12 protein-coding genes and 2 pseudogenes are annotated in these 17,656 nt (G+C 38.4%); 4 read left to right on the top strand and 10 right to left on the bottom strand.

The window, feature by feature from the left end:
* Positions 1–7: 7 nt before the first annotated feature.
* From V7K38_RS23925 to V7K38_RS23915, 3 genes are all read right to left on the bottom strand, one after another.
* The gene (locus V7K38_RS23925; RefSeq protein WP_334861335.1) at positions 8–511 is read right to left on the bottom strand and encodes a BglI family type II restriction endonuclease; all 504 of its coding nucleotides are present in this window, start codon (positions 509–511) and stop codon (positions 8–10) included.
* Positions 504–722 (bottom strand): helix-turn-helix domain-containing protein, encoded by a 219-nt coding sequence (locus tag V7K38_RS23920; protein ID WP_334861762.1) that lies wholly within the window; start codon positions 720–722, stop codon positions 504–506. The genes V7K38_RS23925 and V7K38_RS23920 overlap by 8 nt, the downstream gene beginning before the upstream one ends.
* Before the next feature lie 258 nt (positions 723–980).
* Positions 981–2,624, bottom strand: a complete 1,644-nt coding sequence (locus tag V7K38_RS23915) for a lipoxygenase family protein (RefSeq protein WP_334861333.1) — start codon at positions 2,622–2,624, stop codon at positions 981–983.
* Between the two features lie 326 nt (positions 2,625–2,950).
* On the opposite strand from V7K38_RS23915, the gene V7K38_RS23910 reads away from it, so the two are divergent.
* The gene (locus tag V7K38_RS23910; RefSeq protein WP_334861331.1) at positions 2,951–3,640 is read left to right on the top strand and encodes an ATP-dependent Zn protease; all 690 of its coding nucleotides are present in this window, start codon (positions 2,951–2,953) and stop codon (positions 3,638–3,640) included.
* A gap of 78 nt (positions 3,641–3,718) precedes the next feature.
* Here V7K38_RS23910 and V7K38_RS23905 read toward each other — a convergent pair whose 3' ends face one another.
* Complete coding sequence (locus V7K38_RS23905; RefSeq protein ID WP_334861329.1) at positions 3,719–4,741, bottom strand: GGDEF domain-containing protein; 1,023 nt, start codon at positions 4,739–4,741, stop codon at positions 3,719–3,721.
* A gap of 941 nt (positions 4,742–5,682) precedes the next feature.
* A pseudogene (locus V7K38_RS23900) lies at positions 5,683–5,884 on the bottom strand (heavy-metal-associated domain-containing protein).
* Positions 5,885–6,142: 258 nt separating this feature from the next.
* Between V7K38_RS23900 and alaS the strand changes: the two are divergent.
* Complete coding sequence (gene alaS, locus V7K38_RS23895; protein ID WP_334861326.1) at positions 6,143–8,863, top strand: alanine--tRNA ligase; 2,721 nt, start codon at positions 6,143–6,145, stop codon at positions 8,861–8,863.
* Between the two features lie 246 nt (positions 8,864–9,109).
* Here alaS and V7K38_RS23890 read toward each other — a convergent pair whose 3' ends face one another.
* From V7K38_RS23890 to V7K38_RS23870, 5 genes and pseudogenes are all read right to left on the bottom strand, one after another.
* A complete protein-coding gene (locus V7K38_RS23890) occupies positions 9,110–9,604 on the bottom strand; it encodes an ureidoglycolate lyase (protein ID WP_334861324.1) in 495 nt (164 codons plus the stop codon).
* A 119-nt stretch (positions 9,605–9,723) separates the two neighbouring features.
* On the bottom strand, positions 9,724–10,743 hold the full coding sequence (locus tag V7K38_RS23885; RefSeq protein ID WP_223278007.1) for an RNA polymerase sigma factor, RpoD/SigA family: 1,020 nt from the start codon (positions 10,741–10,743) through the stop codon (positions 9,724–9,726).
* Between the two features lie 632 nt (positions 10,744–11,375).
* Positions 11,376–11,489: pseudogene (locus tag V7K38_RS23880) on the bottom strand (DUF3172 domain-containing protein); the annotation flags it as partial.
* A 357-nt stretch (positions 11,490–11,846) separates the two neighbouring features.
* Positions 11,847–12,275, bottom strand: coding sequence for a bifunctional diaminohydroxyphosphoribosylaminopyrimidine deaminase/5-amino-6-(5-phosphoribosylamino)uracil reductase RibD (locus V7K38_RS23875; protein ID WP_334861322.1), 429 nt, complete (start codon positions 12,273–12,275; stop codon positions 11,847–11,849).
* A gap of 71 nt (positions 12,276–12,346) precedes the next feature.
* Positions 12,347–12,763 (bottom strand): hypothetical protein, encoded by a 417-nt coding sequence (locus V7K38_RS23870; protein ID WP_334861320.1) that lies wholly within the window; start codon positions 12,761–12,763, stop codon positions 12,347–12,349.
* Positions 12,764–14,155: 1,392 nt separating this feature from the next.
* Here V7K38_RS23870 and V7K38_RS23865 point away from each other — a divergent pair.
* Both V7K38_RS23865 and V7K38_RS23860 read left to right on the top strand, forming a co-directional pair.
* Positions 14,156–16,360 carry a GumC family protein gene (locus V7K38_RS23865; RefSeq protein ID WP_334861318.1) on the top strand — a complete coding sequence of 735 codons (2,205 nt, stop codon included), beginning with the start codon at positions 14,156–14,158 and terminating at the stop codon, positions 16,358–16,360.
* Between the two features lie 37 nt (positions 16,361–16,397).
* Entirely contained in the window at positions 16,398–17,654 is a 1,257-nt protein-coding gene (locus V7K38_RS23860) for a glycosyltransferase family 61 protein (RefSeq protein ID WP_334861316.1), read from the top strand.
* Positions 17,655–17,656 lie beyond the last annotated feature (2 nt).

Genomic DNA, 17,656 nt, shown 5'->3' with positions numbered 1-17,656 from the left:
ATAAGCATCACATAATTGCCAAAAACCCGTTAGGGAGATTTGACAACAATGACGACTTTATGTAGCAATCCCTTGGCCCAACAGATTTAATATCAAGGAATAACCAACACGTTTCTGTAAAGCCATTAGTAATATTCCCGATTTCTGGGTGAGTGAGAACTAATCTCACATCAGAACCCGTTGGTAGACCTACATCACGGATACTAAAATAACCCTCTAAGAGTCTCGGCAACTTATCTCCAATAGCGTGTTCAGCAACCTCAATCCAAGGGTATTGGTCGCCTATCGGCAATCTTCCCCTTTCTTCAGGTGGATAGTTTTGCCAAAATGGGTAAAGATAACTTGCTTCATTAAAGTCATCAACTATCTGTTCGATATTATTATTGATAATTTCGTGTATTTTCGAAGATATGAAATTCTCAAGATTGATTAGCTGAGTATAGTTTTGGATGAAGTAATTTCTGGCTTCATTGTAGATTACATATTGAGAGTCTCTAAAAGCATTAAACATCTTGCTGATCTTTCAGTAAGTCATGTGGTAAAACACCTAAACTTTCTGCGAGTCTTTCTAGAGTCTGTAACGTGATGTTGCGCTCACTTCTTTCAATAGCGCCGACATAAGTTCTATGCAGACCGCATCTTTCAGCTAAATCTTCTTGAGATATTCCAATCCCCTTCCTTAGCTTTCTTAGATTTTTAGCTACAACTTGATTAAGTCCCAGAAATTGCTTGACTATCTAACATAAGTAAAATCACAGTTTAGGTATTTGTTCTTTAGCAATCCTATACAAATGCTACTTATATATCTACAGACTATATATAGCAATTACTTAATTAGGAATTTTTGATTAACTAGTAAAGAAGTATTCAGGATTTAAGAGTTACTCTACAAAAACTAATTTAGATCCATGCTAATCAAAAAAATCTCCAAAATACATGAATAGTTTTGGAGATATGTAATCAAGTTAAACGATATTAACTTATACGCTAATACTATTAGTAACAAGTCTTGGTTTGAGATAGTTGTAATTTATTAGACGACTCTTGTTGTTTAACTCAATTTCCCGCTCCGCTTCATTCAACTCCTGCTGGAATTTAACTAAAACATCCTGAGCCTCTGGATCTACAAACTTATCATCATAGTATCCTAATCTGTCATAACGGTAGGCTGCCAAGATGAATAAAATCGATAACTGATCGGCCGTTTGCTTCGATGGTGGCAGAAATGATAATAGGCTTTTGCGGTCAGCGATAGTGCCTTCTGCTGTTATTTGTTTATAAGCAGCAAGTGGCATATTGGGCATGAAAGTCATATATTCATATTGTGAATAGTTGACAGCAGCGTGTTGCGGCCCACAGGTGAAGATAACCGCAGTAGCAATATCAACTAATTGGTTTAATGTGTCGATGCGATCGCTAACACCCTTTACTCGTCCGCCTGATTGGGAAACTAATTCCTGCGCCCAAGTTTGTAATTCAAGGTCTGCTGTTAAATCTTGGGGAGTTTTGTAGTATAGCTTCAAGTATTCAAACACAAACTTTTTAATGGCATTCCACAATAGCAAGCCATCATCTCGATAGGGATAGTGAGGTAAGTTGTCTGGATCGTCCATACCCCGATTTTTTAGTTCAGTGGGTAAGGAAAACTGATCTAAACTCCATTCATGATATGCGTTGACGACAATTTGCAACGACTCTTGCAGAGTTCCAGCTAGCAATTCGTCAACAGGGCCACCTCTATTAACTAGACGCTTACGGCCTAATTCATTATTAGCCAACATAAAACGGAAGTGGGGTTTTAGTAGTAAGTTGACGGGATGGTTTTCGGCTAGTTGACGAGCTGTGACAATAGCAAAGGGTTCCATAACAAAGTGAGTTCGACACAGATGGCTACTCATTTCATGATGGTTAGCATCAGCAATTTGAACACAAAGCTTGGCATGAAACCAGATTAAAGGTTCATCAAAAGGTGTGATTAGCTGGCTCTGTTTACCTTCTGCGGGGTTGATTTGGATAGCAATCGGTACTAGTTGACCGCGATCGCTAAAGCCAGAGCTACGCCAACAAAAGAATGCTACAGGGGTTGGTAAATACTTCTTACCTCTCTCGAAAGTACCCCCTTTAACAAACGCAAGCCCTCTGTAATCAGCTACATATAAGTTTCCATTCGCAAGCCTTTCTACTAAGTCAATAGAGTCACCAAACTTTTTTTGCAGTTCTAAAATTGTAAAAGCAAAGCCATCGGGCATATTCTCAATTCGGCGTAAAACAAAAGGATTTGCCCCACAAAGCCGTTGTTCAGAAAAAGAGTTGTCAGTTTGGTATGTTTTGATAACATTAGGTTTAGGCAAAACTGGAAAATAGTCCTCATAGTCTTGCAATTCATCTAAAGGGTCCCATAAAGAACGGGCTTTAACGGCTAACAAATTTATAGGGAGTTCTGCCGACTCTACTGTACGTTCAGCAATATACTTAGTAGAAAAATTTTCTATAGAAGGTACATTTTTGAGCATTGCCATAGGCGCTAAAAACTCGTGATCAAATTCATACTCTCCTTGCTTGCGCTCTAACAAGATTTTGCGTTGTGTAGGATCCGGATCATTCTGGGAAAGGTATGGTTTCATAACTTTTAATGCCTGTTTAATGTAAGAATAATAACAAGTAATTTAAACTCTAAAATCTGTATTTTAAATTTTCACATAAAATACTTAACAGTGTTGATTAGAGTTTATCTCAAGCTGCAAAATCTATAATTATGAACAGCCAACTATTAATCACACTTACTTATTATTTTTATGCAGAATACCCATTTTTGTAAAATTTCTTCACTTATTATCAAATCCTAGTACGGTAAATTACGTCGTCAAGGGGTTTGTAAAGACACTTCATGCAGAAGGTGTGCGATCGCATCATAATAAAGAAATATTAAGCTGCACTTAAAAAACTCTCAATGAGCCAGACTACCTTAAATTTAGTTGCAATATCTATCTTTCTCATGACCCTATCAGTACTTTTGGGGCCATTCTTAAATTTGTCGCCAGCAGTACCAGCACTTGCAACCTTCACTATTTTAGGCATAGCTACGTTAGATAGTTTTAGCTTACAAGGCAAGGGTGGTACTATTTTTTTAGATTGGATTGCTGGTTTTTCAAGTGAATACCGCGATCGCATCGTCCACCACGAAGCAGGGCATTTTTTGGTTGCTTACCTGCTGGGGATTCCCGTTACGGGCTACACACTTAACGCTTGGGAAGCCTGGAAACAGGGACAACCTGGGCAAGGTGGCGTTAGCTTTGATGATAGCGAATTAGCATCTCAATTAGAAGTAGGCAAAATCAGTGCCCAAATGCTAGACCGCTACTGCACTGTTTGGATGGCGGGTATTGCTGCTGAAACCCTAGTTTTTAATGATGCTGAGGGTGGCGCTGATGATAAAAGCAAGCTGATAAGAGTCTTGACAATTTTGGGCTTTTCTGAATCAGTTTATCAACAGAAATTACGGTTTCATGCCCTCCAAGCAAAAACCCTACTGCAAGAAAATTGGTCTAGCTACGAGGCTTTAGTTAATGCCATACGACAACGCACTTCGGTAGAAGATTGTCATGCTGAGTTAGGAGAGGCGATTAATCGCCTCTCTTAGGAATTATAAATATTAACTCTTCACCAATACCCAATGCCTCATGCCCAATGCCCCATGCCCAATTCCCAATTCCCATTTTTATGAAGAAACAGCTTTCAAATGTGAAACATGAGATAAGTAGTTCGAGTGAATAACCCGATTACGCCCACTATTTTTAGCCTGTAACAGACATTGATCGGCACGATTCAGCAGACTCTCTCCTTGCTCATCATCGTCAGCTTGTAGACTAGCTGTACCTAGACTAATGGTGATATTAATTGTCAGTTTATTACTGAGTGCAAATGGTTCGTCGCTGACTACGCGATTAAGACGACGGGCTACCAATAGTGTTTCTTCGTCGGTAGTGTTAGCCAAAAGAATCACAAATTCTTCACCACCGTAGCGAAATGCTGTATCTTGACAGCGCAGATTGTGGCGCAGACGCTGACATAATACTTGTAAAATGCGATCGCCTACTAAATGCCCGTGAGTATCGTTAACTTTCTTGAAATGATCTACATCCAGAATAATCAAACTCAAGGAAGTTTTTTCAGTTCTAGTTCTTTTAATTTGCCTGGGTAAGTCCCATTCTAAGGCACGGCGATTATTTAATTCTGTCAACGAATCAGCTAACGCGATCGCTGATAACATATCATTTGTCCGAATCAAATCTCGATATTTTTGTGCTTTTCGCAATCCAACAGTCAATTGAGCAAGTATTAATCCATGATTAGCAGTTAACTCTGCCAAGCTATGTTCTGTTTTGTCATCAATAAGATGCCAAATATAAGCATCGGCTCCTTGCTTTAGGGCCGCAGCGCTCATTTCTAATTCTCTATGCCAACCCTTATTTCTATCGGTAAGCTGTTGGGAACGATCCTCGAAAAGAATACAGTATATCCAGGATAGTTTTGTCTGCTCTTTCAACCAATTGCACAGTTCCATACTTCCATGTAGGCTAGCCTGCACAAGTATTATATCGGGGGACGTTGTTTTAATCTGCGATACTGCTTGGTTCAGATTGTCCATCGCTTCTACACTAAAAGCAGTCGCATAACGGATCTGATCTGGAAGTGTGGCGATAAAGTTATTTTTTCCAAAGACCAGAATAGAAATATTCATTGCTTTATTTTTTGTCCTATTTAAATTTTCAAGAGATTAAGTTGAGTAACTTGTTGCTATCTTTGCCTAATACTAAATACAATCTTATAGACTGAATTACATTTCTTGAGATATAATTTTTTTTACGCGGAATCTACAATATTTATTCAAGTTTTATTTCCTTTTAAGGCTTTATATTTACTACTCCCATTTGTAAAATATCCACTTCTGACAACTAATGTCTTCTTTACAGTATGTTTTTAAAACAGTAAAAATACTGAATAATATCGAAGTGTATAAAAACTATTTATGTGTTTTCTTAAGTATTGTTTTCTTGATGTAATTATCAAAATAGATAATTATTAATAACCTTCACATTAGATATCTAAATTTATTTCTTGGTAGAAAAATGAAAAATTATATTTTTTTAAATTTAACTAGCAAAATTTAAATTTGATTGTCGATTTAAAACAAATTATTTATTATATAAAATTTCAACCTTTTTCTTTAGAAGCTAGGCTTTCATCAAGTGTTAAGATAGGGTTAAAATTGCAAAAAAATACAAACTCAATAGGGAGCTTTGCTCCCTCATACTATGGATAGGAGCTTTCTGACACTAATAAACCATATAATTACAGAACAAATTTAGATTGGTAAAAAATACCCAATTTAAGCCAGACGTGAAACTTTGGTTCACAATCTGTTAGCAGGAGAAATAAAATGTCTCTGCCTAAGCGCTTTATCTGTGTTTGTTTACTTAACTCACATTTTTTATTGAATTGGTTGCAACATCATAAATCTAGAAAACAAAGCTAAATAAAATGCTTGATGTTAAAACCTGCCTCTAATGTGGGTAAATTGGTTCGATTCCGTCTGTAGAGAGGGCGGAAGAAATATCAAAAATTTTGTTAGCGTAGCCTGAGATATTAAAATCTCAACTTCTGGAAAAGGTTAGAATCGGCTCAATAAGCTTCAACAGTGTAACCAGCAGCAACAATTAGCTGTTTGATTGACTCGTCAGAAACTGCGGATTCCACTGTGATTAGTTTTAGCATTAACATCGACATCCACCTTGAACTCCGGTTCCATAAAGTGGATGGATTCAGTAAGTATTTCTGTGCATCCCTCACAAGCAATATTTGATACTTTCAGTTTTAGTGCCATTTGCTACCTTGGTATGGAAATTTTAAAGTATTTCTTAAGAATTAATCTTAAAGACTAAAATGCGCTAGTACATCCTGCCAGAGGCAGATAATGGCCTAAAAGCATCCTCATCATTGCATATAGCTCACAGACTTGCACAATTTGCTGGCGGTAATATGAAACAAAATGCAAGAATATATAAAGCTATTGATGAAAATACACCTACCTAGTACCGCTACGCCCAAGTCTAAAGTCTAAAGTCTAAAGTTAAAAATACCTATGTCTTCAAATCCCCAGTACCTAAGCGGTAACGAAATTCGCAACACATTCCTCAACTTCTTTGCCCAACGGAGTCACCAAATCCTCCCAAGTGCCTCTCTCGTGCCAGAAGATCCAACCGTACTGCTGACGATCGCGGGGATGCTACCATTTAAGCCGATATTCTTGGGGCAGAGGACACCAGAATTTAAGCGGGCTACGACTTCGCAAAAGTGTATCCGTACCAACGACATCGAAAATGTCGGACGCACTAAACGGCATCATACGTTTTTTGAGATGCTGGGTAACTTCAGCTTTGGTGATTATTTTAAAGAACAAGCGATCGCTTGGGGTTGGGAAATTTCCACACAAGTCTTTGGTTTTTCCGCCCAAAATCTGGTTGTCAGCGTTTTTGAAGATGATGATGAAGCTTTTGCTATCTGGCGCGATCAAATCGGTGTGCCGGTAGCGAGAATCAAACGCTTGGGCGAAGACGATAACTTTTGGGTATCTGGCCCGACTGGCCCTTGTGGCCCTTGTTCCGAAATATATTACGACTTCCACCCAGAACGCGGTGACGAAAATATCGATTTAGAGGACGATTCCCGGTTTATCGAGTTTTACAACCTCGTGTTCATGCAATATAACCGGGATGCTTCCGGTAATTTAACGCCACTGCAAAGCAAGAACATTGACACCGGTATGGGTTTGGAGAGAATGGCACAAATCCTTCAAAAAGTGTCGAATAACTACGAAACTGACCTAATTTTCCCAATTATTCAAACAACTGCTCAAATTGCTGGCATTGACTACCACAGCAGCGATGAGAAAACCAAAGTTTCTCTAAAAGTCATTGGCGATCACGTTCGTTCTGTCGTCCACATGATCGCTGATGAAATTCGCGCTTCTAACGTCGGAAGGGGTTATGTGTTGCGGCGATTAATTCGGCGGGTGGTGCGTCATGGGCGATTAATTGGGATTTCTGGCGAATTTACTACCCAAGTTGCCGAAAGTGCGATCGCACTTTCTGAATCAGCTTACCCTAATGTGCGTCAACGGGAAGCAGCAATTATTGCCGAGTTGCAACGCGAAGAATCCAATTTCCTCAGAACTCTGGATAGAGGCGAAAAACTCCTAGAAGAAATTATAAATCGTCCATCTTCAATACAAGATGAGCAGTATCGTCCATCTTCTTCACCAGAACCAAGAGTTTCTGGTTTGCCAGAACTAAGAGTTTCTGGTTCACCAAAACAAAAAATTTCTGGAATCGATGCTTTTACCCTCTACGATACTTACGGCTTCCCCTTGGAACTGACGCAGGAGATTGCGGAAGAACAGGGACTAGAAGTTGATGAAGTGGGATTCAATATCGAAATGCAAAAGCAGGTGGAACGTGCCAAAGCCGCACATGAAACCATCGATTTAACAGTGCAAGGTTCCCTCGACAAATTAGCAGAACACATCCAAGTCACTGAGTTTTTAGGCTATACCCAACCGGCGGCGGTGGCGAAAGTCGAAGCGATCTTAGTAGAAGGTGTTTCCCAAGAGGAAGCAGAAGCGGGAACACAGGTACAAATTGTTCTTGACAAAACGCCATTTTATGCTGAATCTGGAGGACAAATCGGCGATCGCGGTTATATCTCTGGTGATGGGATTGTTGTTCGCGTTGAAGATGTTAAAAAAGAATCTGATTTCTTTGTTCATTTCGGACGCATCGAACGCGGTACACTGCGCGTAGGCGATCGCGTCAACGCCCAAATCGATCCGGCTTGTCGCCGTCGCGCCCAAGCAAACCATACTGCAACGCATCTGTTACAAGCAGCGTTGAAAAAAATTGTTGATGATGGCATATCTCAAGCAGGTTCCCTGGTTTCCTTTGACCGGTTGCGCTTCGATTTCAACTGTCCCCGCGCGTTAACAGCAGAGGAGGTGCAACAAATTGAAGAACAGGTGAACACTTGGATTGCCCAAGCCCACGCGGCGAAAGTGGAAGTATTACCTTTAGCACAGGCGAAAGCTAAGGGTGCTGTTGCCATGTTCGGCGAAAAATACGGCGATGAAGTGCGCGTGATTGACTTCCCCAGCATATCAATGGAACTATGCGGTGGAACTCATGTCAGCAATACGGCTGAAATTGGCGTGTTCAAAATTATCTCGGAAGCTGGCGTGGCTTCTGGGGTGCGGCGCATTGAAGCTGTTTCGGGGCCAGCAATACTAGATTATCTCAACCTGCGGGATAAAGTAGTTAAAGATTTGAGCGATCGCTTTAAAGTTAAACCCGAAGAATTACCAGACAGAATTACAAGTCTGCAAAGCGAACTCAGAAATAGCCAAAAGGAATTGGAAACCTTAAAAGTACAATTAGCGATCGCCAAATCTGACAGCTTGCTACAAACAGCCGAAATTGTAGGCGATCATAAAATTATCGTCGCCCAATTAGAAGATGTCGATCCAGAATCATTGAAAACCGCAGCCGAACGCCTACTACAAAAAATCGGTAACGGTGCAGTGGTACTGGGTTCTGTTCCCGAAGCAGATAAGGCTAGCATAGTTGCAGCTTTTAGTCAAGAAGTCAACCAAAAAGGTTTGCAAGCTGGTAAATTTGTCGGTGCGATCGCTAAAATCTGCGGTGGTGGCGGCGGCGGAAGACCAAACTTAGCTCAAGCTGGCGGACGCGATGCGAGTAAATTACCAGATGCATTGGCACAAGCGGAAAGTGAGTTAAAGTCAGCATTGAGTTAAAACTCTTTGTTACAGCATCTGTCGTAGTAGTCTGTCAATAAATAATTGATGGATAAATTCCCTGTAGAGACGGCGATCTATCGCGTCTCTCTAACCGTCAAAATCAATTTGACAGATGCCCCTACGAAAAATCAAGGCTTTCACTGCCTTTCTGCGTAAGTCCTGAACATTCCAAAACAGACGCAAAAATCCTCTCTATTTCTCTTCTCTCTGTGTTCTCTGCGCCTCTGTGGTTCGTTGATTTCCTTAAACCATCTCAAACTCTAATTGATGACTCTTAAAAAAATCATGAGTAAAATGATCCACCACATTCGTATCAGCTAATTCCAAATTATAAAAATCCACAGCTTCATAGTCAAAATGGGGGCCAGCGTGCCAAGTACCCTCATACAGCTTGATAAAACAATTCCCCGGAACGTGGAAAGCAGCAATCTCTTCTAATGCTGGCTCATTCACATCATTATGAGGAGGACAAACAGCAATGAACCAATCCTTCCCATCCAAAGAACCCAGACATTGAGTGCATTGCAGATGGCGAGTAATTTTGTGAAACTTTCGCCCTCTCTTCTCCAACCGCATAATATAAAATCGTGGAATTCCATTTTGCAGGTTTAACTGGGCATCTTCCACATCGTAACCTTTGCCATCAACACTTGCAAAAATTACCTGTCCATAACGCCGAAAGTTTTCAGAACTCACCCATTGCGCTTGCAATTGTTGCACTGTCTTTGATGTGCCCATATCAAATATTTGAGAGACATTACTTAGGTTTATTTTCCCCCAAAATGACTGAATTTTATACATACAGCCATTATGGTGACTTTCTAAGTTTAAATGCTCTAAGTTTTGGAAAAATAACCTCAGCTAGCTAGATAACTACGTACTTGTTCCTTTTGTCGTCGGAGGAGACTGAGAGCTTTTTGCTCAATCTGACGTACCCGTTCTCGACTAATCCCCATGCGATCGCCAATCTGTGCTAAAGAAAGTTCATAGCCATCAGTCAAACCAAATCGCAAGGTTAATATTTCTCGCTGTTGGGGAGACAACTTTGCCAACAAGTCGTGTAAATCTTGGTGCAAAGATTCTTCAACAGCATAGTCTTCAGGAGAAGGCCCGTCATCTTCCAGGATGTCCTGCAACTCTGTATCTTGTTGTTCGCCAACTCGCGCCTCTAGCGAGAAAGGTTGACGCGCCAAATACAAACACTCTCTAACTTGGCTAGGTGTCAAAGATAACGCATTGGCAATTTCAGCAGTAGTGGGAACCCGGCCCAGTTGTTGAGATAATTCTCGCTGTACCCGTTTAATTTTGTTCAGTTTCTCAAAAACATGGATCGGTAAACGAATAGTCCGTCCTTGTTGAGCGATCGCTCGCGTGATTCCTTGACGAATCCACCAGTAAGCGTAGGTAGAAAACTTATAACCAAGAGCAGGATCAAATTTATCGACCCCTCGCTCTAAACCCAAAGTACCTTCTTGAATTAGATCCATAAATTCCAGATTGCGGTGCTGGTATTTCTTTGCCACTGCTACCACCAACCGGAGATTAGCCTGAATCATTTTTTTCTTGGCTTGGTGTCCTTGACTTAACTGTTGCTCTAGTACCTCAACACCTAACTCCACCCGATCTGCCCATTCTTGTAGCGTGGGTTCGTGGTCTAATTTCACAGCCAATTCTTCCTTAGCAGCTAATAAATTCATCATCAGCTGCACTTGTTGGGCAAAAATAACCTCTTGTTCGCGAGTCAACAAATCTACACGCCCGATCTCTTGCAGATAACTACGCACAATATCATCTGTAGCTCGAGGTTTTTTATCTGCGGCTAAACTTTTTTTCTTGGTTTTTTGAACTTCGGTAGGTGGAGATGTTAAGTTGCTCATGGTTATTTGCTCCTCTGTAACCTCATCAATTTATTGGTATCAAGTCTATATATTCAGACCCATAGCCATTCCACACTGCTAATCATATTAATTGGCAATACTGATGAATTTTGGTCTATGATACATTACAAGTTAATTCTTGGAGATAATAAACCCAAAATCAACCCACCTCATAATACTAACATTATCACCAGTCACAAATCAATTACCCTAAAGTATTATCACTATATCTTTTGAAGTAATTACACTTGTTTCTCATAGAAAATTGCAGATTTTAAAACACAATTATATGTAGTTCAATTCTTCAATGTAGTTAATGGGAAAAATGAAAACTTGATTGAGCAACAATTTCATTCCCGAAAAAGAACTTAATAACAACAGATTTCAACATAACTCCGAATTATTAAACCACGGAGCTTTTAATTTTTTAACAGGCTGATTATAGTTCTATGTAATTCTAATTAAGTGGAATTAATTAATTACATATAAAATATTTGTTTTTTACTTTTATTTATTGCTAGATAATTAAATCATCTCAAGCTGGATACATAACAGGCGATCGCTAAATATTAACAAAAGAACTCTCCTGCTCAAGAACAGCTTTCTTTTGGAGTCCGGTTAAATACTTGTAATTAAGGATTGAGAATAACGAACACGCAGGTATGTGTGACAATTCTACTTGTGTCATACTGCACGCAGACATCTGCATTGAATGCGATAGTATCAATTTGATTGCTTTTGGAGACATTTTTAGAATAAAAGTAGTAACAGTGGTCACATTAGCACCAAGGATAGTTATTGGCAAGACATGAACACTCGCGATCGCTACTAATATCTTATTAAAGCGAAAAGATTTACGTTTAGAGATGGGTAGTTGATCCTTATGTAGCATACTTAAACAATAAAATTCCCCACTTCTCCAATAAGTCGGAAATCATCTGAGACTCTTAGCTAGAAAACATTTTGAAGCTTCCTCACTTCCTGATTTTCACCTTAAGTTGACATAATCACACAATCATGTATGCATATAGATGATTGACTTGCTCCAAAGATTTTTAAGAAGAAGGTACTACATTGCAATTTAGACCCCAACTCTTCAACCATCACCTTAGTAGATATTGCTTAAGAAAAGTATTAACCTCATTAGCGCATAACCCGACATAGACTTTCTTGCTTGCTTTTCTGATAATATCTAATCCTTGACCATTATTACGGGGATCTGAATCAACTAGAGATACATATATTTCATGTATACGACAATCCTCTGCGATCGCTAAAGCACATGCAGGTGTGTGTCCATGAGAAGAACAGGGTTCAAGAGTTACATACATTTTTAACAAGTTGAAAGCTTTACCTTGAATCTGTTTAAGTGCGTCAGCCTCAGCATGATGTTTTCCTGGTACTTGCGTGTATCCTTCAGCTACTATCTTTTGAGTATCTCCGATTACACAGCCTACTGGTGGATTAGGCAAACATTCCGGCAAAGCTTTCCTGCTTTGAGCTAAAGCAGCCAGCATAAACATTTCATCCATGTTTTAGCGTAAATTATCTAGATAAATTACACTACCAAAAATTAGTTATGTTTAGTAAAAAAATTCCTATATCAAAATTTAGTAACTGTTACACTAATACCAGAATCGAGTTTAGGAACCTTAAGATACTCAATTGGCTCAGTGCTTTGAGAACTTGGGATATTTGTTTGCTTCTGACATTCTTTAAAGAAAGCACCAGGGTTGTTGATAAATTCAAGGGGGTTAATCTTTTGACATCCTTGCTCCTGAACTAGCGAAATTGATTCAGCAGTTTGTTTGGAATTATTAGTCTGTCCTGTGAAATTGCTCCATGTAGTGGTAATTGTCGCGGGTTCCGTCAATAAAACTCCAGCCTGATTGCGAGCGTGAAATTGTTCCTTCAGAGCATCGCCTGTTGCCATCGGAACATTTTCTTGGTTAGCATAGACACTCTGGGGAAAAATGAGTGCGCTAATCATAAAAACTAAGGTGATAGAAGAGGATTTCATAATTAAATCTTTCAACACTTAATGTCAGTTTAATAATTACGATCGGTTAGAGAGGGCAACCAAAAAATAGCAGCGTAGTTTGGGTACTTCAGATTAACACAGGTAGTAAGAAATATAGCTAAATTTAATTAAAAATATAGCAAAATTAAGTCAGATGTAGACTTTTTTCTAAAAGAATGCAGTTAAATAATCCATACTCTAAGGACATCAGAATTTAATACTCATTTATTCAAAATAAGTATTTATTAATACTGTAGAGACAGTGTTAATAAGCAAAATGCCTGTAAAAATTTATTGTTAACATAAGGCAGGATGCGGACAGAAGTTCAAGTGTGGAGTTGCAGCACCAGAATTTCATAGAGACTGAGGGGAAGGGGGTTGTAGCTCAGTTTACCTTTCTTCACTAGTTTGGTTTTATTGTCCCAACTTACTTACTAGACGTTTATCTGTCACGTGTGTTACTATACGCTTACACAGATAGCACAATGAATATACTGTGATAAAATTTTTAAAAGGAGTATTTTGTGTATATTGGAGAATAAAAACAGGGCAATTGCAAGTTTAGGAGTAAAGCTAGAATACCGAAATATAAACCCAAGGATTGGAACTTTACTGGATTATAAATTCATACCTCAACCCATATCAGAAGAAATCTTTCGCCAGTCTCAGAAAATTAAACTGAGTATGAGTTATTACAACTTTGACACTAAAATCACATAACCTTATTATTGTCAGTACCTATCATTTCCATGATTGCTCATTATTCAGAGAAAGAATTAACTTTTGCTGAAAGCTTTTAAACAGCTTATATAAATATTCATCCAGTGTTTAAAAGTGGCTATTTTGACTCTATAAAGTCTATCTATGAAGTAATTATATTGTTCAGAGTGCGGCACAATTGCTCTATTCCTTATGCTTAAGGTATTAGTTTTTCTCGTATTTTCAAAATTAATGAACGGCTAGCGAATTTCCTGGCAGGTTGTATGAATTTTTTGTAAAGTTTTACAATTCGGTGTTCCTACATAATATGATGGTTATTGTTAGATTACTAACCAATATTTCCGTCAGTACTAACGAAAAGTTAAAGTTACAGAAAACAAACTTAATAAAAAATAGAAAGTGAATAAATCAGAAGAAATTTGTGAGTTATTATTTCTTAGCATCAGGATAATATCAAGCAACTTGAGTTAAAAGTACAACTGTTCAACCTATATTTAGATTAGTTCATTGGTTTTTGAACAACCTCAATCAAAAGACGTTAGTTGGCAATCAATGAAGTCAAATATTCCTATTTCCAATTAGACTACAGTCCTATTTACCGATAAAATACTGAGAAATAGAAATATTTTTTATAACTAAATAAACTTTTTTATTTAAGAACATGTATATATTATGACAATGGAATCTTTACCACAGTTTGAAGAAGTAAATATTCAGAAATACTTAGAAGTTGTTCAACGACGTTGGCTACCTCTAGTCGGAATTTTTAGTATCGCTGTCACCCTTGGATGTTTGTATGCATTTTCACTAAAACCCTTCTACAAGGCAGAAGGAAGTTTGATGATTAAAACAAATCGATCTTCCTCACTCACAGGCTTATCCGAAGACATAGGAAAACTGGAAGCTTTAAATATAAACGACAATCCTCTGGAAACTCAGGTGAGAGTTATTGGATCAAATCCAGTAATTGGCAAAACAATTAATTCACTTAACCTCAAAGATAACAAAGGCAAACCGCTATCGATTCGTAACTTAGCAAACCAACTAAAAATAGAAGGAATTAAAGGCACTGATGTTGTACAAATTTCTTATAAAGGAAGCGATCCTGAACTAGCTACCAAAATCGTCAATGAAGTTATCAAAAATTATATCGATCTAAATATCCAGGCTAATCAGGATGAAGCACGGACAGCTAAAGCGGTTCTCGTAACAGAAGTACCCAAATCTGAAAAAGTTGTCGCAAGAGCCGAATTAAAACTGCGGGTATTTAAAGAACAGAATAAAATTGTTGTATTAGGGCAAGAAGCAACCGCAGCAGTTGATACAATTTCCAAGTTAGGAAACCAAATTTCTCAATCTCAAGCTCAACTGAATAATGTCAAGGGTCGTTTAGAACGGTTAGGCAGTGAAACTCAGTTAGATTCACAGCAAGGTGTAATTGCATCTGACTTGAGTCAAGCACCTGGGGTTCAAAAAGTGCTTATCCAACTTCAAGAAACAGAAAGTCAACTAGCAGTAGAGCGAACTCGATTTTCACCTGAACACCCTACAATTACTAGCTTAGAAGAAAAAATCTTAGCTCTTAAAAATTTACTGAAAGAGCGGACAGGACAAGTCGCTGGGACAGCACAGGTAACACAGGGAAATTTACAGATTGGACAACTGCGCCAAGGCTTAATTGGAGATATTGCTCGCGCTCAAGCGGAACGCGTCGGTCTAGAAAGACAAATTTCCACCCTTTTAGTACAGCAAGATGCTTACATCAAACGAGCAAATAATTTGCCAAGACTAGAACAAACTGAACGAGAGCTAGAACGGAAACTGCAAGCGGCTCAAACGACTTATGAAACACTCTTAAAGAAACGCCAAGAAATTGAAATTGTACAGAACCAAAAGATTCCTAATGCTCGTGTCATTTCTTTAGCTTTAGTCCCCGATAAAGCAGAAGGGCCTCGCAAAATCGTGTTTCTTGTTGGTGCAGGAGCAGTTGGTCTTTTCTTGGGTATCATTGTCGCCTTTAGCTTAGACTTGATAGACCGGTCAGTGAAGACGGTTAAAGAGGCGAAAGAGGTCTTGAGATACACTGTTTTAGGAGTGATTCCTACACAGAGCAAAAATGGTAAAGCTCATTCTTCCACATCAGGAATTGATAGACCCATTCCCAAAATTATTGGTAGAGATATTCCTTATTTCCCTCTTGGTAACGCTTATCAAATACTCCAAGTAAACTTAAAGTTCCTCTGTTCCGATAAACCTCTCAAAAGCATTGTAATTACGAGTTCCGTTGCTAAAGAAGGAAAGTCTGACGTATCTGCAAATTTAGCTGTGACAATGGCTCAGGCGGGTCGTCGAGTGTTGTTGGTGGATGCAGATATGCGTAATCCCATACAGCATCATATCTGGGGGCTAAACAATACAGAGGGACTAAGCAATGTAATTGGTGGTCAAGTTTCTTTAGATACAGTTGTTCAAGAAGTAATGCCTAATCTAGAAGTTCTTACTTCTGGCGTTTTGCCACCCAATCCAGTAGCTTTGCTAGATTCTCAACCAATGGCAACATTGATAAGTAATTTGGGTAAAGATTATGATCTAGTTATTTTTGATACGCCACCTCTATCAGGGATAGCAGATGCTGCTGTTTTAAGCACCCTAACTGACGGTATCCTACTAGTCGTTCGTCCTGGAGTAGTTGACTTGAACAGTGCCAATTCAGCTAAAGAATTTTTAAATCAGTCAGGTCAGAAAGTATTAGGGATAGTCATTAATGGCGTAAACATTAAAAATGAGTCTCATACTTATTTACCAGAAAGTAAAAAGCCACAAATTGAACAAGATTTAGTATCTAGCAGTTTAACCAAATTTTACAAGAAGCGTTAATTCATACTATTACAACTATCGATTTCGCATTTGCTTTATGTCTAATCCTTCAAAGACTTGTATATCATTCATAGATATGATTGCTTTAAAAAAGATAGTAAAATCATATATATATACAAACCAAGTTTGGTTACTTGCAAACCAAATCAGGAATTGGCTTGTTAATACTGTTAAATCTCTTCCTCTCGTTTCCAAGTATATTAACCTACCAAAAGGCTACTATGCTTCGTCTGTAGAATATTGGCAGCTATGTCAAACCGAAAATCTGAATGATGTAACCTATACAAAATTCCTTCCAGAATCTACATCTTACAGAAGTTCTCCTAAGTCAATATCACGAGAAACTCATTGGAAGTTTAATGGGAGACACGTTAACTCTAACCCAGAAACCTTTGTGATTTCTATCGCCAATGGTAGAGTTCTTGGTAATGCGGGTACAGTCATTACCCATGATGACAAATTACTTTGTGATGTTTCAGGTATTCAAAGTAGTGAACATCATATACTTCCTTATTTAAACCTGCCTAAATGTGAGCAAGTATCTGAAACTGTTGCTGTCTTAGCAACTGGTGCTGGAGGTAAATATTTTCATTGGTTATTAGATGCTCTACCAAGACTAGAAATTCTTAAAAAAACTCTTCCCAACGGTTTAGACAGCATCGATAAATATATCGTCAACAGAGGAATTTCTGCAATACCTGAATCTCTAGAAAATCTGGGAGTTCCATCAAATAAATTGCTATTTTGTGATTCCAACTTCCACATTCAGGCTAAATCTCTTCTAATTCCTTCGCTTCCTGGTAGTATTGGTGATCCTCCAGCTTGGGTATGCAAGTTTTTACGAGAAAATTTTCTCGTAAAAAAAGCAGATATTAACACGCCTAGTAAACTATATATAAGTAGAAATAAGGCAGAATATAGAAGAGTTAAAAATGAGGAAAATGTAGTTAAATGCTTGTTAAATTATGGATTCACAGTAGTTTACCTTGAGGAATATAGTTTTGCTATGCAAGTAGCTCTTCTGTCGAATGCAGAAGTTATTGTTGCTCCTCATGGAGCTGGATTAAGTAACCTTGTCTGGTGCAATCCGGGAGCTAAAGTATTAGAAATATTTTCTCCAAATTATGTGAATGTATGCTTTTGGGCAATTTCTAACCAAGTTGGATTAGAGTATTTTTACCTGATTGGTGATGGGAAAAAACCTGTTGATTCTTTTGATCCGCATTTAATACATGATGATATAAATGTTCCTATAGATGAGCTTAATTTGCTCTTAAAAACCATATTCACCTAAAT

The organism is Nostoc sp., assembly GCF_036917465.1.
In the GTDB taxonomy this organism is placed as follows: domain Bacteria; phylum Cyanobacteriota; class Cyanobacteriia; order Cyanobacteriales; family Nostocaceae; genus Nostoc.
The sequence above is the reverse complement of the archived record's forward strand: the minus strand, read 5'-3'. Positions and strand labels throughout refer to the sequence as shown.